Annotated in this window: 19 protein-coding genes, 1 riboswitch and 1 other annotated feature; of the genes, 1 reads left to right on the top strand and 18 read right to left on the bottom strand. The window is 55.1% G+C overall.

The window, feature by feature from the left end:
• Positions 1–50 precede the first annotated feature (50 nt).
• From tatC to ACFQI7_RS24650, 7 genes are all read right to left on the bottom strand, one after another.
• On the bottom strand, positions 51–803 hold the full coding sequence (gene tatC / locus ACFQI7_RS24620) for a twin-arginine translocase subunit TatC (RefSeq protein WP_218103011.1): 753 nt from the start codon (positions 801–803) through the stop codon (positions 51–53).
• 40 nt (positions 804–843) lie between these two features.
• Entirely contained in the window at positions 844–1,155 is a 312-nt protein-coding gene (tatA, locus tag ACFQI7_RS24625; RefSeq protein ID WP_218103010.1) for a twin-arginine translocase TatA/TatE family subunit, read from the bottom strand.
• A gap of 36 nt (positions 1,156–1,191) precedes the next feature.
• Positions 1,192–2,196: a molybdopterin-binding protein gene (locus tag ACFQI7_RS24630; protein WP_218103009.1), complete on the bottom strand. Its 1,005-nt coding sequence runs from the start codon at positions 2,194–2,196 to the stop codon at positions 1,192–1,194.
• Positions 2,196–2,687 (bottom strand): molybdopterin adenylyltransferase, encoded by a 492-nt coding sequence (mog, locus tag ACFQI7_RS24635; RefSeq protein WP_218103018.1) that lies wholly within the window; start codon positions 2,685–2,687, stop codon positions 2,196–2,198. The genes ACFQI7_RS24630 and mog overlap by 1 nt, the downstream gene beginning before the upstream one ends.
• A gap of 229 nt (positions 2,688–2,916) precedes the next feature.
• Entirely contained in the window at positions 2,917–3,420 is a 504-nt protein-coding gene (gene moaC, locus ACFQI7_RS24640; RefSeq protein ID WP_218103008.1) for a cyclic pyranopterin monophosphate synthase MoaC, read from the bottom strand.
• On the bottom strand, positions 3,413–4,048 hold the full coding sequence (locus ACFQI7_RS24645) for a 5-formyltetrahydrofolate cyclo-ligase (protein WP_218103007.1): 636 nt from the start codon (positions 4,046–4,048) through the stop codon (positions 3,413–3,415). The genes moaC and ACFQI7_RS24645 overlap by 8 nt, the downstream gene beginning before the upstream one ends.
• A gap of 198 nt (positions 4,049–4,246) precedes the next feature.
• Positions 4,247–4,948, bottom strand: a complete 702-nt coding sequence (locus ACFQI7_RS24650) for an endonuclease/exonuclease/phosphatase family protein (RefSeq protein WP_218103006.1) — start codon at positions 4,946–4,948, stop codon at positions 4,247–4,249.
• Between the two features lie 292 nt (positions 4,949–5,240).
• Between ACFQI7_RS24650 and ACFQI7_RS24655 the strand changes: the two genes are divergently transcribed.
• Positions 5,241–7,205, top strand: coding sequence for an ABC-F family ATP-binding cassette domain-containing protein (locus ACFQI7_RS24655; RefSeq protein ID WP_218103005.1), 1,965 nt, complete (start codon positions 5,241–5,243; stop codon positions 7,203–7,205).
• A gap of 254 nt (positions 7,206–7,459) precedes the next feature.
• Here ACFQI7_RS24655 and ACFQI7_RS24660 read toward each other — a convergent pair whose 3' ends face one another.
• The 11 genes from ACFQI7_RS24660 to ACFQI7_RS24710 all read right to left on the bottom strand — a co-directional run bounded on the left by ACFQI7_RS24660 (position 7,460) and on the right by ACFQI7_RS24710 (position 25,613).
• Complete coding sequence (locus ACFQI7_RS24660; RefSeq protein ID WP_218103004.1) at positions 7,460–9,886, bottom strand: hypothetical protein; 2,427 nt, start codon at positions 9,884–9,886, stop codon at positions 7,460–7,462.
• A gap of 476 nt (positions 9,887–10,362) precedes the next feature.
• A complete protein-coding gene (locus ACFQI7_RS24665) occupies positions 10,363–11,952 on the bottom strand; it encodes a 2-isopropylmalate synthase (RefSeq protein WP_218103003.1) in 1,590 nt (529 codons plus the stop codon).
• Positions 11,953–12,024: 72 nt separating this feature from the next.
• Positions 12,025–12,302: a binding site (T-box leader), on the bottom strand.
• 679 nt (positions 12,303–12,981) lie between these two features.
• Positions 12,982–14,397: an NCS2 family permease gene (locus ACFQI7_RS24670; RefSeq protein WP_218103002.1), complete on the bottom strand. Its 1,416-nt coding sequence runs from the start codon at positions 14,395–14,397 to the stop codon at positions 12,982–12,984.
• A 101-nt stretch (positions 14,398–14,498) separates the two neighbouring features.
• Positions 14,499–14,599: riboswitch (purine riboswitch) on the bottom strand.
• 283 nt (positions 14,600–14,882) lie between these two features.
• Positions 14,883–16,421 (bottom strand): glutamine-hydrolyzing GMP synthase, encoded by a 1,539-nt coding sequence (gene guaA / locus ACFQI7_RS24675; RefSeq protein WP_218103001.1) that lies wholly within the window; start codon positions 16,419–16,421, stop codon positions 14,883–14,885.
• Positions 16,422–16,954: 533 nt separating this feature from the next.
• Entirely contained in the window at positions 16,955–19,345 is a 2,391-nt protein-coding gene (locus tag ACFQI7_RS24680; RefSeq protein WP_218103000.1) for a transglutaminase family protein, read from the bottom strand.
• Positions 19,326–20,462, bottom strand: a complete 1,137-nt coding sequence (locus ACFQI7_RS24685; protein ID WP_377517778.1) for a DUF58 domain-containing protein — start codon at positions 20,460–20,462, stop codon at positions 19,326–19,328. Before ACFQI7_RS24685 ends, ACFQI7_RS24680 begins: the two co-directional genes overlap by 20 nt.
• 102 nt (positions 20,463–20,564) lie before the next feature.
• Entirely contained in the window at positions 20,565–21,533 is a 969-nt protein-coding gene (locus ACFQI7_RS24690; RefSeq protein ID WP_218103017.1) for an AAA family ATPase, read from the bottom strand.
• A gap of 119 nt (positions 21,534–21,652) precedes the next feature.
• The gene (locus tag ACFQI7_RS24695) at positions 21,653–23,095 is read right to left on the bottom strand and encodes a polysaccharide deacetylase (RefSeq protein WP_230415687.1); all 1,443 of its coding nucleotides are present in this window, start codon (positions 23,093–23,095) and stop codon (positions 21,653–21,655) included.
• 127 nt (positions 23,096–23,222) lie between these two features.
• Positions 23,223–23,696 carry a peroxiredoxin gene (locus ACFQI7_RS24700; RefSeq protein WP_377517780.1) on the bottom strand — a complete coding sequence of 158 codons (474 nt, stop codon included), beginning with the start codon at positions 23,694–23,696 and terminating at the stop codon, positions 23,223–23,225.
• Between the two features lie 137 nt (positions 23,697–23,833).
• Positions 23,834–24,514 (bottom strand): hypothetical protein, encoded by a 681-nt coding sequence (locus ACFQI7_RS24705; protein WP_218102996.1) that lies wholly within the window; start codon positions 24,512–24,514, stop codon positions 23,834–23,836.
• Positions 24,515–24,827: 313 nt separating this feature from the next.
• Positions 24,828–25,613 (bottom strand): ABC transporter permease, encoded by a 786-nt coding sequence (locus tag ACFQI7_RS24710; protein WP_218102995.1) that lies wholly within the window; start codon positions 25,611–25,613, stop codon positions 24,828–24,830.
• Between the last annotated feature and the right edge of the window lie 3 nt (positions 25,614–25,616).

Below are 25,616 nucleotides of genomic sequence, written 5' to 3' on the forward strand. Positions count from 1 at the left end.
GCGTAAGCCGGCAGTAAACACGAAGTCTCGTATATAGTTATAAGTAGATGCTACCCCCGCTCCTTCTCCCACTGCTGATCCTGAAGCAGCTGTTTGCGGTATACGATGCCGGATAGAAACACACTGAATTCATACAGCACGATCATCGGCACAGCGACGATAATAGCGGACGTTGCGTCGGGCGGCGTAATCATGGTAGCCACGACTACAAGCAGCAAATACGCGTACCGCCGCATTTTGCGCAGTCGCATCGGATTGAGCAGACGCAGCTTGGTCAGAAACATGACGACAATCGGCAGTTCAAACAGGAGCGACAACGGAATAATAATGTTGAACATGAACGAAAAGTATTGCGTGATGCCGTACGTTTCCTGCAGCTGCAAGTTTTTCGTGACGGCGGACGTAAAGAGGAACGCCATCTTAAACACGACAAAATAACCGAAAGCAAGGCCGATCAAAAACAAAACGAGCGCGAACGGAACGAACATCAAGGATGCTTTTTGTTCCTCTACCCGCAGTCCCGGCTTCAAAAAAGCCCACAATTGATACATTGTAAAAGGAAGTGCGATGACGAGTCCCATTACGAAGGCGAAGTTCATGTACATTTTGATCGCATCCCACGGCGAGAACACGTTCCAAAAGATCGTGTTAGCCGGGGGGACGCTTTTTAAATAGACGATTAGCGGTTGAGCAAATATAAGTCCGACTACCATTCCAAGGACAAGCACGAGTACAACCCATATCAACCTTTTTCGCAGTTCTGTCAGGTGTTCGACCAGCGACATGCCTTCATCGTTTTCCATCTAACGATCACCAACCTACCATTCCAAAGTCTCCCTCTCGTTAATCGGGAAGTCTGCGTGAATCCTGACGATCTGTTTGCGGTTGCGAGGCGCCTTGCTCCGCCTCCCCCGGCTTCTGTGCGGTCTGGGCCTGGGCCGGCGCCGGAGCCGGTGGCGGTTCAGGAGGGGTTACGTCTTTGCGCTCACGCGGTGTTTCCTGCTCATCTCCAAGCAGATCGCGAGCGCCCTGCTTGAACTCGCGGATCGTCTTACCTAAGGAGCGGCCCAGTTCCGGCAGCTTATTCGGTCCGAACAGGAGAAGTGCGATAAGCCCGATCAGCAGCAATTCTCCGAAGCCAATATTTCCAAACATCGGAATCGTTCCTTTCCGGTAAAAGTAAAGTCAAGTTTAACAGCCGTATAGTCCGCCATACCCCAGCTCCGTAATATCTTCGCGTGTAATCATTTCTCCGGCGCAAATACGCGGCAGCAGCACATCGAAGGAGGTATATGGGTCGTGCATGACGCAGCCGGGCAGGCCCATGATCGGCACATCGCCCAAGTAGCCGACGAGCAGCATCGAGCCGGGAAGCATCGGCGTACCGTAGCTGACGATGCGCGCGCCGGCCTGTTTGATCGCCCCGGGCGTCCGGTCATCGGGATCCACCGACATGCCTCCGGTTACGAGAATGAGATCCGCCCGGTCTTCGTGCAGGAAGCGGTGAATCTCGCGTACGATCGTGTCGCTGTCATCCGGCGCCAGGCGCTGCTCGATCACTTCCGATCCGAGTGAGGCCAGCTTCTCGCGTACGATCGGCCCGAACTTGTCCTGGATCCGCCCTTTAAACACTTCGCTTCCCGTCGTGATGAGACCCACCCGCAGTTTACGGAACGGTTTCACTTCGGCAATCGCCCCTTCCGCTTCCGCGGCGATCCGTTCCACCTCTGCAATTTTCGCCTCGTCAATGAGCAGCGGAATAACCCGTGTGCCCATAAGCGGTTTGCCGGGCGCTACGACCGTATTCGTCTTGATCGTTGACATAATCACTTGATCCAGGGAGTTGATCCGATCGATCCGGGACTTGTCGATTTTGGCTAATCCATGAATCGCCGATTTCAGCGTTATTTTTCCTTCATGGGGCTCGGTTAGCTCCACCTGAGTGCCTTGCGCTGCATTCGCCATGCGGAAAGCCGCTTCGTCTTCGTGAAGATATCCCGTCTTGAGCCGAATCGTATAGATGTGTTCCTTCCCGATACTGAGGAGCGCGGGAATGTCCTCCTCGCGGATGACATGGCCTTTTTTGAACAAGCGCCCTTTAAATTGCCCCGGGATGATTTGCGTCAAATCATGCGCCAGCACCATGCCGACGGCTTCTTCGACCTTCACTTCCTCCAGCATCGATTCATGTTTCATCAGCCGTGGTCACCTTCCCGTCCGGTCAAAATGCCAAGTGCATGCGGCAGCTGATCCATGATCGCGGAGAGATTCTCAGAGACGCCTTTGGGGCTGCCCGGCAGGTTAATGATCAGCGTCCTGCCCCGAATTCCGGAGACCGCGCGGGACAGCATCGCACGCGGCGCCTTGGACATGGAATACATACGCATCGCCTCGGCAAAGCCAGGCGCCTGTCGGTCAATCACGTCCAGCGTCGCCTCCGGCGTCACGTCACGGACAGCCAAACCCGTACCTCCGGTTGTCAAAATAAGATCGGCCTTGAAGTAATCCGTCATCTCGATCAGCGCCGCCATGATCTCATCCTTCTCATCCGGCACGACGCGATACTCGATGATTTCCCCACTCATCTCCTCCTCGATCAGTTCCCGGATCACCTGTGCACTAGTGTCTTCTCTTTCTCCACGGAAACCGCGGTCGCTTGCGGTTAAGATAGCCACTTTCCAGCGCATAAGCCTGCTCCTCTCCAGCATTCAGTTCCTTGTCTCATTGTATATGTAAGAAAAGCTTCTAATCGAAGCCTTTCGATGAAGATACATTCGTGTCTTAGCGGAAGCTTTTCTTGCGAGCAGAAAGTTCAATACGCGCTTTAGCGCTTAATTAAAGTAAACTTTCTTTACTCTTAAGAAAAAGCTTCTGATCGAAGCCTTTCGATGAAGATACATTCGTGTTTATGCGGAATCACAATAGCCCCGGGTGGTGGAAATCCCCGCTTTTTCCGCCGGTTTTGCTGACCAGCAACGTTGGCCCGATTTGCATCGTTTTCTCCGCCGCCTTGCACATGTCGTATACGGTCAGCGCCGCCGCAGAAACGGCCGTGAGCGCCTCCATCTCGACCCCGGTCGGCCCTTTCGTTTTGACGGTCGCTTCAATCTGCAGGCGTCCATCCTCGAAATCGGCAAACCGAACATCCACGCCGCTTAACGACAGCGGGTGGCACATCGGAATCCAGTCGGATGTTTTTTTGGCTGCCATGACGGCCGCCACTTGCGCTACGGCCAGCACGTCGCCTTTTCCGATCTTCCCCTGTTTGATCAAAGCGAGCGTAGAGGGCTGCATAGACACGGTCGTTTGGGCCGTGGCCGTCCGAACCGTGTCTTGCTTTTCCGTAATATCCACCATCCGGGCGCGCCCCTGCTCGTTAAAATGGGTCAAATTCCCGCCTTGCTCCACGGGATCAGACATCCGCCTCCGCCCCTCTCTGCACAACGCAACGTTTATCCGTAACCAGTTCGTCAATCCGAAAGTCAAACAGTCCCATCGGAACCTCGTCGATCACCTGCTCATCGAAGGCAGCGGCGATAATATACGGCTTCGGCAGTCCCGTACGCACATACTGCTGCATGAAGCGATCGTAAAAGCCCCCGCCGTAGCCGAGCCTTCCCATGTTCAAGTCGAACGCCAGCCCCGGTACAAGCGCGACGTCGAGTTGGCGGATATCATACAGCTGCGGCGCTTTCGCTACAGGTTCGGGGATGCCCCATGTACCCTGCTCCAAATCCGCGTAAGAACGAATTTCGAACAGCTTAAGCTGCTTGTACGCCGGAACGACTTTCGGCACAACGACGCGCCATGAGCGCTGCCAGCAAGCTTCCAATACAGGCGTAACATCCACTTCTGTTTTGACCGGCATGTAGGTGAAAAGCGTTGGCTTCCGTCTGACGGAAGGATCAGGTTTAAGCAGTAGTTCCAGCCTGCTGAGCAGCGTTTCACATATTTTATTCGATTTCAGGTTGCGTCCTTCCTCCGTAATGGCGGCACGGACGGCCTCCGCCTGGCGGCGAAGCTCGATTTTTTTCTCTTTAATGTTCATGAAACGGCCTCTCTTCTAGCGGGTCGATTCTTGGTTAACCACATTCTAATGCTGTGAACGATTTATAGCAAATCTTTTCTTGCAATTGTTCAAACAACGATCGTGAGCGTTATATATAGTGTACCATAATTGCGTGTAAAATCGCGAATGAAGGCGGTAATCGAATATTTCCCGGGAAAAATGCCTCCCCACCGAATGCTACGGTTCACGAGCCGGTTTCATAACCAGCGAGGCTACGACCGGAAGATGATCGGACGCCCTGCTCGGTACGGTTGCAACAGGCGCTTCGTAGGCAAGATCGGAACTGACGAATATATGATCGATCTCGCCGCCTTTCAGTACGGTGGAAGTGACTTCGGGAAACTTCAGCCGGATGAGTCCTAGCTTTGGCATGCCCGGCGATATGCTGTTAAAATCCCCCATCAGCAGTAACGGTTCCGGGACACCTTTTAATATATACTGCAGCTGCGGCAGCTGCTGTTGCCGTTCGGCAGCGGCAACTCCGAGATGCGTCGTTGCAACTGTGATCTTGCGCCCGCTAAGGTGCAGCTCTGCCGTAAGCAAGCTTCTTGGTTCTCGTCCTCCGCTTAGCCGGTATTGCCGTGGCGACTCGAGCGGATAGCGGCTTAACAAGGCAATGCCGTATTGCGATAATCCGCTGCGAATCGACGGCGCGAATACGTAGTTCATCCCGAGTTCGCGGGCAAAATACCGGGCCTGATCGTGAAGCCCGCTGCGCCATTTATACCGGTCAACCTCCTGAAGGGCGATCACGTCCGCATGAAGCGGCCGAAGCTCCGCTGCAACAGCCTCAGGTCTCACTTTTCCGTCCAGTCCTTCCGCATGACGTATATTATATGTTATGACGCGCAGCTCAACCGGATTGTAATCAAGCTTCAACGAAGAGGTAGCAACCGTGGTAAACAGTAAAGGATGTACGAGCATAGATACAAAAAACATGACCAACAGGAGCATAACTCGGTTAATTTTTCTATTAGCTGCGGAAGACGGCTGCATGACGCCTCAACCTCATTTTCGTAAAAGAATAGGAAGTACACCGAGCATACGTTAGAGCCATTCCGTTTGTATACAAGTAAACCGTTGGAAATCGAAATCGGCGGCGGAATATGCTACACTGGTGGAGATTGGACTACATTTTAAATAGAAGAAACCGACATTCGGGAGGCTTATCATGCTGCTGCAAGTATCAGGAATTCATAAAAGCTACGGGGTCACTACCGTGCTTTCCAATATATCGCTCCAAGTTGAACCGCGCGAGCGAATCGGACTCGTTGGCGTGAATGGCGCCGGTAAGTCGACGCTGCTGCAAATTATCGCCGGCGAGCTTTCGTATGACAGCGGAAACATTTTCAAGGCAAAGGAAACCAGGATCGGCTATTTGAAGCAAAACAGCGGTCTGCACTCCGACCGTTCCATTTGGAATGAACTGTTGAGTGTTTTTTCGGGGCTGATCGAAACCGAACGCGAGCTTCGCAGGCTGGAAACGTTGATGGCCGATCCGCAAATCCTTGAGGACGCCAAAAAAACCGAAGAAACGATGTCTCGCTACGCCAAACTGTCGGATACGTTTCGCGAACAGGGCGGCTATGAGATCGAAGCGAAAATTCGCGGGATATTGAGCGGAATGGGTTTTGGGGACATGGATCCCGCCACCCCGTGCCAAGCGTTGAGCGGCGGACAAAAGACGCGGCTCGCACTCGCCAAAATGCTGCTCGAAGCGCCGGACCTGCTCCTGCTCGACGAGCCGACCAACCATCTGGATATCGCCACGCTGACTTGGCTCGAGCAGTATCTGCGATCGTATTCCGGCGCGATTGTCGTCGTTTCGCACGACAGGTATTTTCTGGACGCGCTCGTGGATGCCATTTACGAGATTGAACGGACGTCCTCGCGGCGATACACGGGCAACTACTCCCGCTTCATCGAGCTGAAAGCGGCGGATTACGAGGTGCAGTTGAAACACTTCGAAAGACAGCAGGAAGAAATCGCCAAAATGGAAGAATTCATTCAGCGCAACATCGTCCGCGCATCCACCACTAAACGGGCGCAAAGCCGACAAAAAGCTTTAGACAAGATGGAACGGCTCGATAAGCCGCAAGGTGATTTGAAGCGGGCCAGCTTTTCGTTCGAGGTCGAAGTTCAAACCGGGCGCGAAGTGCTCGATGTACGTAATGTAGCGGTTTCATATGACGGCAGCAAGCCCTTGGTGAAAAACGTAACATTCCAGCTTCGCCGCGGCGATACCGCCGCACTGATCGGGCCTAACGGCGTGGGCAAATCGACGCTGCTGAAAACATTGATCGGACAGCACCAGCCGGACCGCGGTACCTTCGAATGGGGCGCCAATGTTCGTATCGGTTACTACGATCAGGAACAAACGGGACTGAATCCGAACCACACTGTACTGGACGAGCTTTGGAACGCCTACCCCCATATGGAAGAAGCTCGAATTCGGACCGTACTCGGCAATTTCCTGTTCAGCGGCGAAGATGTGTTCAAGAAAGTCAGTTCGCTCAGCGGCGGGGAAAAAGCGCGCGTGGCGCTCGCCAAGCTGATGCTGCAAAAAGCGAACGTGCTCATTCTCGACGAGCCGACCAACCATTTGGATTTATATAGCAAAGAAGTACTCGAATCCGCCTTAATCGATTATGAGGGAACGCTGCTGTTTATTTCCCATGACCGGTATTTCCTTAATAAAATGGCGGAAAGCATGCTGGAGTTGAGCCCGGACGGCGTTGCCGGCTATTTGGGCAACTACGACGACTATGTGGAAAAAAAGCAGGAGCTCGCCGAAATGGAGCAGCAGCGTCTGGCCGAAGAAGCGACAAAACGGGCGGCGGGCGGACAGGCGGGCGCAAGCCCGACCGGGGAAAGCGCCGGGGCTGTAGGAACCGGCAGCGACTACGAAGCAGGCAAGCAGGCAAAGCGCGAAGAACGGAACCGCCAGCGTAAGCTGGAGCAGCTCGAGCAGCGGATCGCACAGCTTGAGGAAGAGACTGGCGCGATCGAAGCCGAGTTGGCGGTGCCCGAGGTATACAACAATTACGTGCTCGTGCAGGAAAAAAACGCGCTGCTCGAATCAAAGAAAGCGGAGCTCACCGACTGTTATGAACAGTGGGAGCAGCTGGCGGAGTGAATAATAGTTGCCCCTATCGAACAAATTTCTCCTAAGTAAGCCCAAAAAGGGCGGAACCGTTCGTGAAACCTTACTATTCAGAGACTTACCCCTTCGAATAGTTCGGTTCACTTTACGATTCTGCCAATTTGCCTATTTCAGTGCTAACTTAGTTAGATTCGGGCTACTAATCGTTTCCTGCCTGTCGGCCTAACGCAGGCAGCAGCATTCCTCCTTACATCGGAACGCTAGACCCTCCTTGTAAAAATGGAGGCTTACGATTCCCCCGCTTCCGCCAATCGCAACAGCAGCAGCGGCACGCTGCTATACACGATCATGGCGGCGGCGGCTACAATGCCCGAATCATTGAGGGCCAAGGCGGCGAAGACGCCGATCACGCTCGCATAAAACCCGTGCATCAAATACGGGTACCGCTCCCCCCACCGGCGCAGCCGCCCTTTGGGCCGCATTACAAGCAAAGCCATGACGGCTAGGCCGGTGAGCAGCACTTTGCTCCAGGCGGAGACGCGGATCAGGTGCAGATTCATCGCGAGTTTGCGCGCGATCATTGCACCGATAGCGTCATAGCGCCCTTCACGCAGCGCGTCGAAGGCACGGCCGATATGGCTGCCGTGCCCGGTCGTTGTGCCGCCGGGACCAACAGCGGCGGCGGTTACGCACGCGGCTGCGACCGAGCCTGGACCTCCGGCCGAGCCAGGGGGCCAAGCGGCGTTGAGCAGCCATAGGCCCGCGAGCGCCGCGGCCATCGGCAGCGCGACCGCGAGAGCGAGGCGGCGCCAGCACAAGGCGCCGCCGGTGAACAGGCGGGCGACCAGCGCGCCGAACGCCGCCGCCGCGGACAGTGCGCCGCCGGCGTTCGTACCTAGTGCCGGCGCCGCAAGGTAGCCTGCGATGCCGACGCCCGCGACGACGACGGGCGCGATCGCGAGCCACCGGGGCAGCGCCGGTGGCATGCCGTCATCCGGCTCCGCCCGAACCTGCAGCATGGCGCTGAGTCCGAGCACGGCTGCGCCGAGAAGTACGCCCATGAACTCGTTGCCGATTCCATAATAACGAGCTCCGATCATCACGTCATAACCGAGAACGGAATATTTCATCGCCTGGGCCCCGGTCCATCCGTCAAACAAAATAAGCAGCGTGATTCCTATACCCATCCAGCCAAAGGTTCGAATCAATCGAGGTTTCGTTGTCCCATAGAGAGCTGCTGCGCCACCTCCGACAAGCATACCCGCTAATACAAAAACAATGACTCCGGAAGCATCCCGGCGGATCAGCCACCCCATCATCAGCAGTAAAGCCGGGAGCAATAGTACGCTAAGGAGCAGTGCCCGCGTGATTATATGCAGCAGGATGGAACGTCCGTTCTTCCAGACGGCATAAAGCCCCAACAACATGGCGACGACCTCGAACGCCGCGAGCCCATAAAGCAGCGGCGGGCGAAGCATGTATACTCGTGCCTTGCGCTTCACGTCCAGCAGAAGTTCTTCCAGAGTTGACTTCACACCCTTGCTCTCCAATTGGCTGCTGGCTTCCACCGGCATGCCCGCCATCGATCGGGGGACTGTTAAGCCGAATTCCTGCAGCATCGAAGGAGCTACGTCCGTGGCCGCAATAATACCGGGCCTTTGCGTCGTGCCGGAGAAGAACAGTTCACCGGCTGCCGAAGCATTAGCCCGCCACCGGACCGCCGGGGTAAGCATCAGCTTTTCCTTCATCGCCTCCGTATGAACCTGCGGGCTTAGCACCCATAATACTCCGTCACTCCCATAAGTCTTTATTTCTTTCATCAGATCTCCGAGAAACCGATCGATTCGGGCTATAATCTCTTTTTTCAAAAGAACGAACGCTTCGGGTGCGTAGTTATCTTTCTCCTCATACAAACGATATAAATCCCCAAGCTCAATGACCGCAAAGGTCCCGGCCTTTCCCCGCTCCAACTCCCGTCTCCACTGATCGAAAACCAGCTCGTACCGTGTAACAACGCCGAAAGGCATCGCGCCGTCCGCCTCGAGTATGCCGCCTCCGACGGTTCCGTGCTCGACCATTCCCTGCTCGTCCATCGCCATCAATGGCGCCGGGCGACGAATATGGTCTTTTCCGCTGACCGGTATATCCAGCCCGCTCCATACAGCAATGCGAATGCCTTGCTGTTTGAGCCTTTCCCCGAGCTGCCCCGGTACAGCCTCGCTGCCTCCTACCAACTTGCGTCGAATCGATTCGATGGAGGGAACCGTCACACTTGGCAACCGTTGTCCCGCCTGTTGGCCGGCATATCGTTCAAGCATCTCTGCAGCCGTCTGCCCGTCACGCCGTTCCGAGCCGTTCCACGCCTCTGCTCCGCGCGCATCGACCGTCTGCCCCGCTCCCCATGTGGCATACACAGACTCCAGTCCTTTGTATGGCAAACGAACGTTCATGGCAGCCCAGCTGCCGTACAATGCGAGTTCACGAAAGTTGGGATACGCGTCCAGACCGTTTGAATCGAGTTCCATAAACGAAAGATACGGAATGGAAACAACCGTAACATGACGCCTCATTCCGTTCGAGTGATCCGATTCGTGAATTGTGGATAAAGATGCATCCGCCTCGCCGTTTTGCAACGGTACCGCAAACGACAGACACGGGAAACCAAGTATCGACAAAAGCAGCACGGTAACGACAACCCGCACAGCCCTCAACAACCCGTTTCCTTTTCTCCTCGAACCATATCCGCAGCCTCGCATCGCGGTGCTCCCCCGTTTCCGTTTGATGCCTATCGAACCTTTGTCCACAGTTGATAAATTACGGCGCAAACCGCTGTCCTTTGACAAAAATACGCACAGATTTACAACTTTTACCGAGAAATGTTCGGCGCATTTACCCCGTACTTTGCCCAAATTCAACCGCTTTATCCGACATGTGCATATGGAGGCAGTAACTTACCTTTATCCCCAACATTATCCCCAGAAAAAAATGTCGCTTTCTCCAGAAAAATCAGCGTTTTTTTGTAAATCCACAGACTTATTCACATTATCCACAACCCCACTGTGAAAAACTTATCCACCCGGCAACGAAATGCCCGTGTATATTTTTTATGATTACAGCGCTTATTTTTGTGTTTATCCACATTATGCACAGGGGCTGTGGATAAGTATTATCCACAGCCCCTTCCTAACGCTTATGGGATTGTAATTTGTGCTTCACCTGCGTCGGCCGGCAATCCTTGCTTCACCAGTCGTTCCTCATCTCTGGCCGCTTGATTACATGCCGCCATGTACGCGTGGGCCGCTGCCATAATGACGTCCCGGTCTATCGCGATCCCCCTGTACGTCTTCACTCCTGCGCGAACCGTAACAATGGCTTCGCCGCTAGCCTCTTCCCCGGAGGAGAGGGAGTACAACTCCATATCGGCAAATTCGGCCTCAAACGGCAGCGCCTGCCTGATTCCGGCCACGATTGCTTCAACGGGTCCTTCCCCGGTTCCCGTATACATTGTCTCTTTGCCCGATACATTATCGCGAATCGTGCACGAAGCCATCCGATGGCCGGTGCTTCCCGTCACCAATTGCGCGGAAACAAGCGTATACGGCTCCAAAACTTCGTTAACCGTATGTCCCACCATGGCGAGCAGCTGATGATCGTGAACCACTTTTTGCCGGTCGGCCGCAAGCTTGAACTCCGTATACAAGCTTTCCATCTGCTCATCGTTCAGTTGTACGCCGAACTGGCTTACGCGGTGCTTGATCGCATGGCGGCCGGAATGTTTCCCCAAAATAATCATGCTGCGCGGAATGCCCAGCCGCTCAGGGTCCATGATCTCGTACGTGCTGCGGTTTTTGAGCAGCCCGTCCTGATGAATGCCGGCTTCGTGCTGGAACGCGTTTCTCCCGACAATCGGCTTGTTGAAAGCAATCGGGAAGCTCATCGCCCGGCTGACCATTTGCGACACGGTGAAGATTTGATCTGCCCGGATGCCCGTCTCTGCGCCAATCGTCTCTTTCCGTGTCTCCAGCGCCATCACCAGCTCTTCAAGCGAACAGTTGCCGGCCCGCTCCCCTACGCCGTTGACGGTTACCTCTACATGCGTGACACCCGCTTGAATCGCAGCCAAGCTGTTCGCTACCGCGAGGCCGAGGTCGTTATGACAATGCGCGCTGTACTCGACCTGCCGCCCCCCGCGTACATTGTCCATCACCCTGCGAAACATCGCTCCATACTCCTCCGGCAACGCATAGCCGACCGTATCCGGAATATTGATGATCGTGGCGCCTTCCGCAATGACAGCCTCGATCATCTCGTACAGAAACGCATCGCCGGTCCGAGTAGCATCCATGGGGGAAAACTCGATCCGGGGAACGAATTGTTTGGCATATGCAACCATGTTCCGCGCGATGTCGATCGCCTGCTCCCTCGACTTGCGCAGCTGAAAATCCAGGTGAATGCTGGATGAGGAGAGAAATAAATGCAGCCGCCGGCGCTCCGCATCTTGTGTCGCCCGAACGGCGGCGTCGATGTCATCTTTAACCGCACGCGCGAAGCCGCAAATTTCTACGCCGGCCACTTCTCTGGAGATTTGCTGCACCGCCCGAAAATCCCCCGGGCTTGAAATCGGGAAACCCGGCTCGATTACATCGACGCCAAGCTTCGCCAGCTGCCTTGCGATGACGATCTTTTGTTCCGGCGTAAGCGAAGCGCCCGGCGCCTGTTCCCCGTCTCTCAATGTCGTATCGAAAATCGATATTTTGCGTTTGCCGTTGTCCTTATTCATGCCATTCATCCCCTCAATCGATTATTTTCCAAGAAAAATCTCAATACAAAAAGCCCGCCGCCTCTTGAATAATCAAGAGACGACAGGCTGCAAGCTTGCCGCGGTACCACTCTTCTTGAACTCGCATAAAGGTCATGCGAATTCCACCTCGAACCTTGATTACGGAAAGGTGTCCGTCGAGACTTACTTTTATCGATTCAGTCCCGCAGCTCCCGGGCGAGTTCAAGCTTCCGCTGACTGCGTCGCACCTTTGTTGCAACAGTGCATCCCCTAGATGGATGCCCGCCCGCAACGTTCGCAGCTCTCTGTACAGCGGGAGTCGCTTTACTGCTCCCGATCCTTGCTTTTGCCGATATGCTGTTGTTGTATCCAAGAAAACCAAAAAGACCTGCCGCCTCTTTACAAAGAGACGACAGGTCTGACCTATCGCGGTACCACTCTTGTTGACCTAACGCATCCGAAAAGGATGGCGTAAGCCCGCTCGAAGCCTGATCACGGAGGCGATCCGTCAAAGCTTATCGCAAAGCGCAGCGCTACGCCGTACGTTCATCTTTGCCGCTCCCGGGCGAGTTTCGCCGTATCCCCGACTGCGTCGCACCTGTGTCGCAACAGCGGCATCCTTATCAAATGCCGGTTGTCAACATCCCGCAGTTCTCTGGACGGGTATTTCGGTTACTGCTCCCGTTCGTTGCGTTTGAGATTTGTTTGTCATTATAGTATGCGATAAAACCATTGTCAATGCCTCGAATTTAATAAAAGGCCGGATCATTCTCATAATGATCCGCTCATCCCTTTGAAAGCGGAGCCGGACCATTCTGTCATTTCAACAATTGTGCGGATGGAACAAAGAATGTATCTTCATCCAAAGAGCTTCGAGCAGACTATTTTTCTTATTTGTCCGCTAAGCTATGCCATCGCTCGTAGTCCGGCTTTTTCCAAACATTTTCTCTGCGCCATAAATAAAGCCCCGATACCCGAACATGGTCGGACACCGAGGCTGGTAACAACGTATGTCGGTAGCGAGCTGACTTAACCCTCGCCGCCAATCAAAACATAGCGCAGGACGATCAAAATCGCCAAAATCCACATGAGCCAATGAACCTTGTACTGCCCTTTGCCGCTTGCATTAGCGATCGTACCGAGAATCACATAAGTGACAATACCAAAGGAAATACCGTTAGCGATATTGTAAGTGAACGGCATCAGCGCAATCGTCAAGAAAGACGGAATGGCATACACCATATCCTGAAAATCGATCTCTCGCACCGCTTGCATCATCAGTACGCCGACCACGATCAATGCCGCAGAAGTAGCCGCGCCCGGAATCAGTGCCGCAATCGGAGCGAGGAACAGCGCAAGCAGGAAACACACGCCCGTCGTTACCGCCGTCAAGCCCGTACGTCCGCCCTCCGCAATCCCTGCGGAACTTTCAACATAGGCCGTTACGGTGCTTGTCCCGACAAGCGCGCCGCCGCTTACGCCGATCGCATCGACCATCATCGCTTTCCCGACTTTTTTGTTGCCTTCTTCTTTATTTTTCATAATGCCGGCACGGTTGGCCGTTCCGACCATCGTTCCGAACGTATCGAACAATTCAACGAAAGTAAATGTCGCAATGACGGAGATAATACCGGCATTCATGATGCCTGCAAAATCAAAGTGAGCAAACGCCAGCTTGCCAAGGTCCGGCACCCACGTCGTTTTTTCCGATCCCAAGTTCGCGAAGTTGACGACCGGACTGCCGTCCGGATTGTGCAGGAAGATACCGATCAGCGTTGTAAGCAGTATCCCGAACAATATTGCGCCGCGCACGCGCAGCACCATAAGGGCGGAAATGAGAATAAGACCGATGACGCAAAGTATGACATTAACGTCATGCATACTGCCGATATGGAACACGGTCTCGAACGATAAAACATCCGTATATTTGCCTTTCGGAATATCGTTTGCCGCTTCTACGGCAACGGTCAACAGGCCGCTGTTTTTAAGGCCGATAATCGTAATGAACAAGCCGATCCCGACGGTGATCGCATGCTTGATGCTGTCCGGAACCGCAACGAGCAGCAATTGCCGAACTTTCGTCACCGTAAGAATGATAAAAATAATACCGGAAATAAATACTGCCGTTAGTGCCATTTGATAAGTAAATTGGCCTTGTGAAGACAAAATCACCGTAGCGAAATACGCATTTAAGCCCATACCCGGCGCCAAAGCTACCGGAAAGTTAACGAACAATCCCATGGCAATGGTCATGACCCCTGCCGCAATCGCCGTAGCAAGGAACACGGCCGTCCAATCCATGCCGGTCGCTCCGGAACCGAACGCGCTAAGGATGTTCGGATTTACGGCGAGCACATACGCCATGGTCATGAACGTCGTCAATCCGGCCATAATCTCGGTGCGTACCGTGGTGCCGTTTTCCTTCAGCTTAAAATACCGATCCATTCCCGAATCCCTCCAAAATGGTTTATCGGAACAACGAAAAGCCCGGGTGCGCGAATGCCCCAGGCTCCAAGCAAAAGAAGGCTCCACGAAATTTCTTCCGTGAACCGTCATTTCTTGTTCGTAGCCAGATCATTTACGGTGACCTCGTAGAAACTCCCAGGCCCATTCCCGGGATTATACGAAACTTGTTATTCCCTTGATTTCCATTCCTTATTCTAAGAGGGAAGTCGAATGTTGTCAATCGTTTTTCCGAACATTATTGCTAAAATTTAATTTTATGTTCGGATAACGGGGAGGTGCGGTCTTTTTCGAATACATAAGTACACATCATGCATCGAGAATGTTTCCCGAATGATCAACGTAGCATTCAAGCGTAAACGCTCTGGGAGACAGGTCCTATGCCTTGTATGTATGAAAAAGACCTGCCCTCCTAATTTCAAGAGAACAGGCCTCCTTGCATTCCCTATAAGGTCGCAAGTTTTCAATTATTCCCACTCGATCGTCGCCGGCGGCTTGGACGTAATGTCGTACACGACGCGGTTGACGTTATCGACTTCGTTGACGATGCGGACAGAAATCTTCTCCAGCACGTCCCACGGAATTCGCGCCCAGTCGGCCGTCATCCCGTCGATGGATGTAACCGCGCGAATCCCTACCGTATACGAATACGTGCGGGCATCGCCCATAACCCCGACACTCTTCATGTTCGGCAATGCCGTAAAGTACTGCCAAATCTCACGGTCCAGGCCCGCTTTGGCAATCTCGTCGCGAAGAATGGCATCGGACTCCCGCACAATCTCAAGTTTGTCTTCGGTGACTTCGCCAAGCACGCGAATCGCAAGGCCCGGTCCAGGGAACGGCTGACGCCATACGATCGCGGCAGGCAGGCCGCATTCCTCGCCCACTTTGCGCACTTCGTCCTTAAACAAGGCTTTAAGCGGCTCGACGAGCTTAAACTTCATATCTTCCGGCAAACCGCCGACGTTATGATGCGATTTGATCGTTTGCGCCGTTGCCGTGCCGCTTTCGACGATATCCGTGTACAGCGTGCCTTGCGCCAAAAACGCGAAATCGTCAAACCGGGACGATTCCTCCTCGAACACGCGGATGAACTCGTTGCCGATAATCTTCCGCTTTTGTTCCGGATCGTCTACACCGGCCAGCTTGCCGAGAAAACGCTCGCGGGCGTCGATTTTGACGACTTTCATATCGAATTTGCCGACGAATGTCTCCATTACGCCTTCCGCTTCATCCTTACGGAGCAGACCATGGTCGATAAACATGCAAGTAAGCTGATCGCCGATCGCCTTATGAATGAGCATTGCCACGACGGAAGAATCCACGCCGCCGCTGAGTGCGCAAAGTACATTCTGGTCGCCTACTTGATTGCGAATGTCGCGCACGGTGTCTTCGATGAACGTCGTCATACTCCAAGTTCCTTCGCAACCGCACACATGGTACAAGAAATTGCGGATCATGTCATTGCCATATACGGAATGGCGCACCTCCGGATGGAACTGAACCGCGAACATGCGGCGCTCCGGGTGGCTCATCGCAGCGATCGGCGCATGCTCCGTGCTGGCGTCGACCACAAAACCGGCCGGCGGCTGCACCACAAGATCGCTGTGGCTCATCCATACCGTCTGTTTTTTATCGAGTCCATGCACCAAACCGCACGCATCCGTAAAATCGACTTCCGCCTTGCCGTACTCCCGCTTCGACGCCCGCTCGACTTTTCCTTCGAGCTGGTGGGCCATCATCTGCATCCCGTAGCAAATGCCCAGAATCGGTACGCCGATGTCATAAACGCCCGGATCGACAAGCGGCGAGTCCTCGCCGTATACGCTGGCAGGTCCGCCGGAGAAGATGATGCCTTTAGGTTGGAGCGCTTTAAGTTTCTCTACCGGTGTGTTAAAAGGAAGCAGTTCGCTATATACCCCCAGATCGCGGATGCGGCGCGCAATCAACTGGTTGTACTGTCCGCCAAAGTCGAGCACCACAATAATTTCATTCGGCTTGTCCATTGATAATTTTAATCCTCCCGATATTTTCGTTCGATTTCATAATGAACTTTATTATAAGCGTACGATGGGCAAAGGGCAATGCGTCCCGGGGAAAAGTGTTGTCCATTCGGCAACAAAATGGCTGTGGATTGTGCATAAACGCAGCGTAACGCAGATCGATGCAACCTCTGAATAAATCCGGTTGTTCTGAAGGCGTTGGGGATATGTGTACAAATTGGAAAAGTATCGTTTAAAAAAGAGAGTGACCATTCATGCTGGACGATTCCAGCAGATGAATTCTGCAAAAATTCAAATCGATCAAGAACGCTTCCGCAAAGTTCGTACAGCGTGCCAAATCGTCGCGCACCAAAAGAAAAGACGCATCCATGACCACCATGCGAGATGCGAGTGGAAATAAAAGCGCCTTTTCGATGCAGATTCATGACAACGGGGGGGACAAATCAAATATGACTTGGGGACGCCCTCCATATGTTTCGACAATCTCGAAATACAAGGACTATGCGAATCTGAAATGGACTTGTAGCCAGCCAGCTCTATTTAAGTCGTTTGAGCTTAGCCCATGCTTCGGATAGCTCACGCCGCGTCACGAGCAGCGCCGCACGGTTCGGTTCGGCATAGCGGGAAGTTTCCAGCATCTCCATAAGCCGGTGCAGCTCCTCCCGCTGCGCTTCGCTGCCGACTTGACGAGAGTCCGCGTACTCACGCAGCGTCTGGTGCGGCTTGGAGCGCCCGTAAACGCGCTGCAGCCTGCGCCAGATGCGATCGCCGAATCGAAGCAGCCTGTCCCGGCGATCGGCGGGAAGCGCAAAGCCTGCAAAACCCGGACGTTGTTCCGAGCCTGCGGCGTTAGAACTGGCCGCATAGGCTGAACGCATCCACAGGTGGATAACCCCTGAGATGAGTATGATCACAGCGGCGCCGAGGCTGACAGCCGTCCACAAGGATAACTTGGACCAAGCCGATGCAGCGTTGTGGAGAAGCAGCTGGACCGCTGACACCGCTGCAACGCCGAGGTGCCGTACTGTAATTTTCAACGATTGAAGCGACTGCACGGATTGCCGCCACATGGCATCGAGCGGCGTTTGCTTTTGCGGTACAGCATCAGAGGCTGGGACTGCAGCCGGTTGCTTAACCTGCGCTGCGCTTCCTGCCGTATACCCGGGCGTAGGTTCGAACGGAACCCAACCGGCATCCGGAAAGTATACCTCCGCCCAAGCATGCGCATCTTTTTGCCGCACTTGCACCGTATATTTATTGTGGTCTCCGTCCGGTTCGACCGACACCACTTCCCCGGGCGCAAACCCTTTGACCCAGCGGGCGGGGACGCCGACCGACCGCAGCAGCACGACCATGGCCGTCGAAAAGTGATCGCAGTACCCTGCCATCTGCGTGAACAAAAAATGATCGACGAAATCTTCATCCGGCCCCGGCTCCCGGCTGCCTTCCAGACTGTACGCATAATGCTCTTGCAAATACCGTTCGATCGCGAGCGCTTTCGCATACGGCGTCTTCTCTTGTCCTGCGATCGTATCGGCCAACTGCCTCACGCGCGGCGGCAGCGATTCGGGAAGCTGCAAGAACCGCTCGGCAATATCCGTGCCATATGGGGACACCGGCTCGTGGTCAAGCTGCGAGCGGTCGGACAAGACCATCGATTCGATTTTGTACGATGCCAGCGGATCAGTTAAAGACGGAATCGAGTAACGATCCGTCCCTTTCTCCCGCCAAACCCATTCGGCCGGTATCGGCTGTCCGTTCTCCGACTGAAGCGATACGATCGCGCTCAACTCGCCTCCGGTAAACAGCTGGCGCGATAAATCCCCCGACTGCAGCCGCACTTCCTGCACAACCGTATCTTTCGTCGGCGTGCTGCCGGGAAGCACCGGCGGGGCCAGGGCGGCATCGGCATTGTTTTGCACCAGCGTGTCGCCCGCAGGCGCCCAGCCTTTTCCGGTGTAGACGCTTTTCGCATCGCCGCGCCAATAGGTAAGCTTCGTCGTCACGGCGGTGAACGCCGGCCGGTCGTCCGCCCGCAGCGGCCTGCCAAGCTCTGAATCATCCGAGCCGTAGCCCGTAACGCCCCATCTGCCGGCTCCACCGTTTGCGGTATAATGTCCGGTCCAGGCCTGGCTCTGAAATCGTTTCTCCCAGGCGCCGATATATCGGGACCAATCCATCTCCTTCATCACGGACGGATGGAAGCTCGAGCCCACCCAGCCCACGGCTAGGCATATGCCGGCAAACACGATGCCTGGAATCAGCGTTGAAGACCGCTCGGTCGAACGCGCCGGTTCCGGCCCGGCCGTTTCTGCTGCATCTGCCTCGGATGTCCACCGTGCCCAATGTCCGCGCTGCAGCAGCGTTTGGAGCAGCAGCCCGATGCCGAACGCGCGCAGCATGGAAACGGAAGAATCCACAGAAAACACCAACTGGATAAACACAAGAAAGGAGCCGGTCAACATCAAAAACCACAGCACCGACCGGCGTTCCAACACAAACGATTGCACGACGGAGATGAAGAACGCCCATCCTGTCAAAAACAGCAGCGTTCGCGTTGCAGGCTCCCACGCCGCCAAATTTCCCTGCAATCCTTCGGCCGCGTCGGACAATAATTCACGGCTCCAGTCGATCCACCAGTCTGCGGAAGGCAGCGACTGCCCGTTGTGCAGCCACGCCGTCACCGCAACGATCCACAGCAGCTTGGCCGGCCAAACGAGCCACGGGCTCCAGCGGAACGTATCGATCAGCACGAATAAACTGAAGGCGATGACAAACGGCCCGATGGAATACACCTCGGTAATTTCCACAAGCTCGCGCAGCGGGTACAGCCACTCCAGCAGCACGAGCAGCAGCAGGCCGGAGAGCAGCGCATCCGCGGCAAAGCGGGCCGGATACTTCGAAAGGTCATCGGCCGATGGCGGCATGGCCGGCACCCCCTTGTCGCGGCGCAGGCGCAGCGCCCGCCGCCAACATCGTCACCCGGCAGCCGAGCGCTTCGAGCTGCCGCTTCCATACGCACACGGACTCGGGGAGCGCCCGCCCCGGTTCGTGCACGAACACAACCTGCGCGGCGCCCCGGGGAAGCCCGCGCAGCGCCGACGGCAGCTGCGCATCGGCCCGGGCCGTGACGAGTGTCGCCGCCCCGGCGGACCGCCGCGTCTCGCGCCGCACGAGCGCGGCGAACGCGCCCGGGGCGCAGCCGCCCTGCGGCACCGCCGCCAGCGGCTGCAGCAGCTCGGGCAGGCGCGCCCGGCCTTGCGCCTCCGCGTTGCTCCCTTGCCCGTCGCTGACGGCAAGGCGCACGCGCTTGCCGCGCTCGAGCTCGCGCCGGGCGATACTGGCCGCGGCCTCGACCGCAGCCGCGAGCATCGGGTCCGCCCACAGGGCGGCCCCTTCGCTGCCGCCCAATCCGGCCGCGTCAAGCAGCACGAGCTGCCGCCCGCCCGCGGGCAGCTCCGTCTCAATCGCGCGCAGCTCGCCCGTGCGCGCGGTGCTGCGCCAGTGGATCCGCTTTAGCGGGTCCCCGGGCGCATAAGGCCGCGTGCCGCTCACCTGCGGCACGGCGGTTTCCACCGCCGGCGAAGCCGCTTTCCGGACCCCTTCCGGGGTCCCGGAAAGCCCGGCCGCCGCAGCCGGGCGGGGCAGCACCCACAGCTGCCCGCCACCTTCGCTCCTGCGCTCCGCATGCAGGAGTCCCAGCACTTCGGAGGCGCTCACGCTCAGCGCCTCCCGTACGTAGACGCCGCGGCGGAAGCCCGGCGTACGGACCGCGCGGGCGCCGGGTGCAAGCTCGCCGCGCACGACCGTGCGCTCGCCCGTGCCCTGGTGTACCCATTGCTCCTCCCAATGGATGCGTGCGCCCGGCAGCAGCCGCGCCGCTTCGCTCCATATAGCGGAGAAATGAATGCTCTCACCTGCGTAGCAGCGCCGCACTTCAGCTGAATATACGGCGAGCCCGGTCTCCAGCCGCTCAAGCCCACGCTTCAATGCGCTGTAAGCGGCGATCGCATAGAGCGATAAATAGGCAAAGCTATAGAACAAAAACCACGCCGTCCGTCCGTCCCGCTCGAACGCCCACCAACCGGACGCCGCGCAAAGACACGCCAGCCCTCCGATACAAACTACACTCCGCATCGGACGCTCCTAGCCTGCCGCATGGCGGCGAACCGGAACCGCAGCCGCTCCGACAAGGGAAGCGATCACTGACGGTGCATCTTTGCCGGCCATGAGCGCGCCGTCGCTAAGCAGCAGCCGGTGAGCGAGCACCGGCCCGGACAGTGCTTTGACATCGTCCGGGATTACATATCCGCGGCCTTTCATCAGCGCCTGAGCCTGGGAAGCCCGCATCAGAGCGACCGAGGCTCGCGGGCTTGCGCCGAGCGTGACATCGGCGTGCGTTCGGGTGGAGCCCGTTAATTGAACGATATATTGCTTAATCGCCTCGTCTACATGGACCGCACGCACTTCTTTTTGCAAAGCGGCAAACTCCTCTTGAAGAACAACCGTTCGCACCTGCGAAAGCGGAACCGCTTCTTCCATCCGGCTTAGCATGTCGATCTCATCACGTACGTCCGGGTAACCAAGGCGCAGTTTGAGCGTAAACCGGTCGAGTTGCGCTTCCGGCAGGCCGAAAGTGCCTTCAAAGTCGACGGGATTTTGCGTGGCGAGAATGAAAAACGGATCCGGCAGCGGATACGACGTGCCGTCGACCGTAATGCGCTTCTCCTCCATCGCTTCCAGCATCGCTGCCTGCGTTCTCGGCGATGTCCGGTTCAGCTCGTCGGCCAACACGATGTTAGCGAGCAGCGGCCCCGGGCGAAACTCGAACTCGCCCGTCCGCTGATTGTAGACGGAAACGCCGGTCAAATCAGAGGGCAGCAGGTCGGGCGTACATTGAATCCGTTTGAAGCTGCCGTCGATCGTTCGCGCCAGCGCCCGCACCAGCATCGTTTTCCCGACGCCCGGCACATCTTCAAGAAGCACGTGACCGCCGCACAGCAGCGCAACAAGCAGCTTTTCGATCACTTCTCTTTTGCCGACAATCACTTTTTCCACTTGATAAATAATACGTTCTACAACCGTTTGCGGCTGATCCGACAGGGATGAGGGCATAGTCATCGCTTCCAATACCTCCAAGTATCCATAATAGAATCATAGTCTTCTACTCTATGAATATAGTATGGACGCATCATGAAGGTTTTAGACTTCCCGTAATCCCCGCTTCGGTCCGTTTAGCCCGTAGCTGACCGGGACATTCCCAGCCAAGGTAACGCACGACCTCCCCGCTGCGTGATCCGCACCTCTGCTTGGCCTTGCCCGTTATCCATCACATAACCGGCAATCGAGTCGCCTAGCCACTCGACCGTATACCGCAACGGCACGTACAAAGTGCCGTCGATAAGCTCCATATCGGGCAAAGCAATCCGTTTCATGGAACCATGCGTATCGGCTGCGTGATGCTGTTCGATTCGCAGCTCATGCTTGCTCATATCGTACTCTGCGGTATATAACCCGTACGTGATCTTTGCCGTACGCTGCTCCCCCAACCATTCGATCGATGCTCCCATAGTCTCTCCCAGCTTGCGAAGCGGCACGACGTAGGAGCCGTCGTGAAGCCGGAAATCGCCTTTATCCAGCACAAGCGTGCGCTCATCCATTCGAATTGCCAGCTTATCGGGTCCTATCGCTTCGCTAGACGGGCCTGCTGAAGCGATCGCCGTAGGAGGGGGCGGCTCGATCGTCATTCCCGGCTCCGTACCGCCGTCTTCCTCCAGTTCAGCCCATGCGGTATGCTGATGCTCCGCGGCAGCGTTAACGAACTTGTCAAATCCTTGCGGACTGACGGAACGGGACCACTTCGGCTTGCCGTTCGAAAAATGGATCGGCTTCACTTCCGGCGACAATACTTCAAATTGGTACCCTTTCGATTTGAACAAGGCAATGATTTGCGGCAGCGCTTTCACTGTTTCGCCATGGCCGGAACTGTCGTGCATGAGCACGACGACTTCATGGCGGAACGGTCCTTTGGCCACCGTATCATATATTTCTTTCGCCGGAACGCCGACGCGGGCGGAATCGCCGCTATCGATATTCCAATCATAGATTTCGTAGCCGGCTTGATCCAAATAGTAGAAATAGAACGGATCGAAATTACCGAATGTGCCTCCAGGCGCCCGCACCATGCGGGGACGAACTCCTGCCGCATCCTCCACCGCCTGCTCCGTTCGCTGGATTTGTCCCCAAAACGCGCTGAAGTCCGCATACAATTCCTTATATACATGGTTATAAGTATGATTTCCGACAGCATGCCCTTCCCGAACCATGCGCCGAACAAGCTCTTGCTGTGCCTGCACCTGCTCACCGAGCACGAAGAACGTTCCTTTCACTTCTTCTTGCTTCAGAATATCGAGCACTTGCGGCGTCTGCTTGCTCGGTCCGTCGTCGAACGTAAGGTACACCGTCGGCTTATCCGGCGTACGGTAATTTTTCTCAAGCTCTACGCGTTGACCGGATTTCAGCGCCGCATAAACGTCCGTCCCGCCTGCATCTGCCGGGGATTGCGCCCACGCCGCTTCGTGGCCTATCGTTACAAACAGCAGAGGAATACAGCATACCCAGACCCATATCCGCATGAGTTGACCCATCAAGCCATTCGGTCGTCCGTCGTTCATCATCAGGAAATCCCTCCGCATATTCTATTATATTGTTGATTTAATAGAATATATGGGAGACACAGCCGGGATATGACAAAAAAACGCAAGCCCCCAAAGGAGACTTGCGCGATACCGGTAGCCGCAAACGCTATATGGCTATTACAGCCTGCAGCACTTTATCTACGTGGCCTTTGACGCGAATATTGCGCCATTCTTTGGCCAGCACGCCCTTTTCGTCGATCAAGAACGTCGAACGGACAACCCCCATGTACTCCCTTCCGTACAGCTTCTTCTGCTTCCATACGTCGAACAGATGGCAGACGGCGAGATCGGGGTCGGATAAGAGCACAAACGGCAGCTCATATTTGGCGGCAAATTTATCGTGCGAGGCAACGTCGTCCGGACTGATGCCGATGACGGTCGTATTCCATTCCTCGAACTGCCCGTTATAATCACGGAACGAACAAGCCTCATCCGTACAAGTAGGCGTATCGTCGGTTGGGTAAAAGTAAATGACGACTTTCCGGCCCCGCAGCTGACTTAGCGAGAACGTTGCACCGCCAGCGGCCTGCAAAGTAAAGTCCGGTACGGGCTGTCCGATTTGAACGGTTTCCACAGTCATTTCACTCCTGTATCGAGAATGCCCTGTTTAGGTTTGTACGGACATTATACATACAACGGGCGGCTTGCACAAATGACGGGGAATGCAAGAGAGACCGCCCAATCGCGGGCAGCCTCCTTTTCGTTTTTCAGCTAGCGTTATTTTTTTTGAATAAAATCCTGAATCGAAGGCGTGAGTTCTTCTTTCAGCTTGGCAACCAGTTGTTCTTCGCCGATCCCTTTGCTTGCGGCAAATTCGGCTATTGATTGTCCGTCCTGAAGGGCTTGCTTCAATTGTTTCTTATTTACTCCGAGCACAGTGGCGAGCCTTTCGAGCTTCGGAGTGTAGCCAATACGAAGGGCATGACCCTTAGCCGCTTGATCGCTCTCTTGTTCCTGATACCCGGCCGTGCTGAATGCTCTTTGCACTTCATCCGTAATTTTTTGCTTCAGCTTCGCCGCGTCTTTGGAGCTGATGCTATGCTCGCTAAGCGCCTGGTCGACAGGCTGTTCCAGCGACTTTACAAGCTTTTCCTTCACTTCGGAGGCATGAAGCCCGCGCTGTGAAGCAATTTCCGTGAGCGATTTGCCGTTTTTCAGCTCGCTGTTCACTGTCTCAGGCGACAAGCTAAGCAGCTCTGCAGCCGACGGTATGATCGCTTTCAGCTCATGACCGACTTGCTTTTTGACCGGCATCGCCGGCGCTGACGATTCCGAGGCCGTTGATCCGTCGCTGCTGTCGTCATCGGCAAAAGCCTGATGCGTCAATCCTCCGAGCCCTCCGAACAATACGGCTGTCGCCATAGCTCCGGCGATCCATTTTCCCTTCCATGTCTTCATGGTCTCTCCACCTTATCCTTCGCTTGAAGCTGTTCCTTTCGGAAACAAAGATCGTAGACTGTTCCTCAGGCCGCTTCATCTTTTTTTATGTATTGCCGCTTACAGTTCCAAGTATAAAGCCGAATTATGAACGAAATTTTACGCTAACCTTAGCACGAGATAAAAGGTTGCTTAAAATAACTTTAAAATTATCCATTGGTTAATTATCTTCGGAAAATTCGCATGAAAAAAGCTTTGCCGCGGATCGTCGCAGCAAAGCCTCTATACGTGATTTATGACAATTTTGTACGGGAAATCGAACCTCTGCCTCTTCTTACGATCCGGCTCCCCGGTATCGCTTCACTCCAATGTTCCAGATAATGAGCGCACCGGCCAAAAATACAAGGCCGACCACCGGCGTGAGGAGCGCAAACGTCCCCCAGTTGGCGCGGTCAAGGAAATATGCGGCCGGGTAAAAGCCGACAAAGCCGAAAGGCAGTATCCAGGTCAGCATAATCCGCAAAATGCTGTTGTAGATCGTTACGGGGTACCGGCCGTAGTTTTGCAAATTCCACATCAGCGCAAGAATCCCCGTAGGCGCATCGGAGTAAAACGAAAGCGACGTAAAGAAAATATACACGCCCCCGTAAATCATAATGGAACCAAGCACGAGCAGCACAAAGATGAGCGGATCGTACCACATCAGGCTCAGATCCAGCTGGCTCCAGGAATACGCCATAATGAGCAGCCCCACCAAAGCGCTGAACAGCGAGGACGGGTCCATGTTTTCCAACATGAGCTGAACCAGGTTATGCGCCGGCCTCGTCAAGATGCGGTCCATCTCCCCTTTGACGATATACCGCTCGCTAAACCCCCACAAATTGAAAAAAGTAATAAACAAGCCGTATGGCACCATAAAATAACCATAGATGAACATGATTTGCTGTTCATTCCAATTGCCGATCGCCGCCGTATGCTGAAAGACGACCAGAATAAAAAACAGATTGAGCCCGTTAAACAGCAGGTCGGACAAGATTTCGATCCAAAAATCGGAGCGATACGTCAACCGCGTCTTCATGTAATTTTTCAAGTAATCGACAAGCAAGCCCGCATAAAACATCCG

It is taken from the genome of Paenibacillus allorhizosphaerae (assembly GCF_042659105.1).
In the GTDB taxonomy this organism is placed as follows: Bacteria; Bacillota; Bacilli; order Paenibacillales; family NBRC-103111; genus Paenibacillus_G; species Paenibacillus_G allorhizosphaerae.

Coding starts and splice junctions, on each gene's coding strand:
- tatC (WP_218103011.1), bottom strand. CDS start 803: ATGGAAAACGATGAAGGCATGTCGCTGGTCGAACACCTGACAGAACTG.
- tatA (WP_218103010.1), bottom strand. CDS start 1,155: ATGTTTGGAAATATTGGCTTCGGAGAATTGCTGCTGATCGGGCTTATC.
- ACFQI7_RS24630 (WP_218103009.1), bottom strand. CDS start 2,196: ATGAAACATGAATCGATGCTGGAGGAAGTGAAGGTCGAAGAAGCCGTC.
- mog (WP_218103018.1), bottom strand. CDS start 2,687: ATGCGCTGGAAAGTGGCTATCTTAACCGCAAGCGACCGCGGTTTCCGT.
- moaC (WP_218103008.1), bottom strand. CDS start 3,420: ATGTCTGATCCCGTGGAGCAAGGCGGGAATTTGACCCATTTTAACGAG.
- ACFQI7_RS24645 (WP_218103007.1), bottom strand. CDS start 4,048: ATGAACATTAAAGAGAAAAAAATCGAGCTTCGCCGCCAGGCGGAGGCC.
- ACFQI7_RS24655 (WP_218103005.1), top strand. CDS start 5,241: ATGCTGCTGCAAGTATCAGGAATTCATAAAAGCTACGGGGTCACTACC.
- ACFQI7_RS24665 (WP_218103003.1), bottom strand. CDS start 11,952: ATGAATAAGGACAACGGCAAACGCAAAATATCGATTTTCGATACGACA.
- ACFQI7_RS24670 (WP_218103002.1), bottom strand. CDS start 14,397: ATGGATCGGTATTTTAAGCTGAAGGAAAACGGCACCACGGTACGCACC.
- guaA (WP_218103001.1), bottom strand. CDS start 16,421: ATGGACAAGCCGAATGAAATTATTGTGGTGCTCGACTTTGGCGGACAG.
- ACFQI7_RS24680 (WP_218103000.1), bottom strand. CDS start 19,345: ATGCCGCCATCGGCCGATGACCTTTCGAAGTATCCGGCCCGCTTTGCC.
- ACFQI7_RS24690 (WP_218103017.1), bottom strand. CDS start 21,533: ATGCCCTCATCCCTGTCGGATCAGCCGCAAACGGTTGTAGAACGTATT.
- ACFQI7_RS24695 (WP_230415687.1), bottom strand. CDS start 23,095: ATGATGAACGACGGACGACCGAATGGCTTGATGGGTCAACTCATGCGG.
- ACFQI7_RS24700 (WP_377517780.1), bottom strand. CDS start 23,696: ATGACTGTGGAAACCGTTCAAATCGGACAGCCCGTACCGGACTTTACT.
- ACFQI7_RS24705 (WP_218102996.1), bottom strand. CDS start 24,514: ATGAAGACATGGAAGGGAAAATGGATCGCCGGAGCTATGGCGACAGCC.
- ACFQI7_RS24710 (WP_218102995.1), bottom strand. CDS start 25,613: ATGTTTTATGCGGGCTTGCTTGTCGATTACTTGAAAAATTACATGAAG.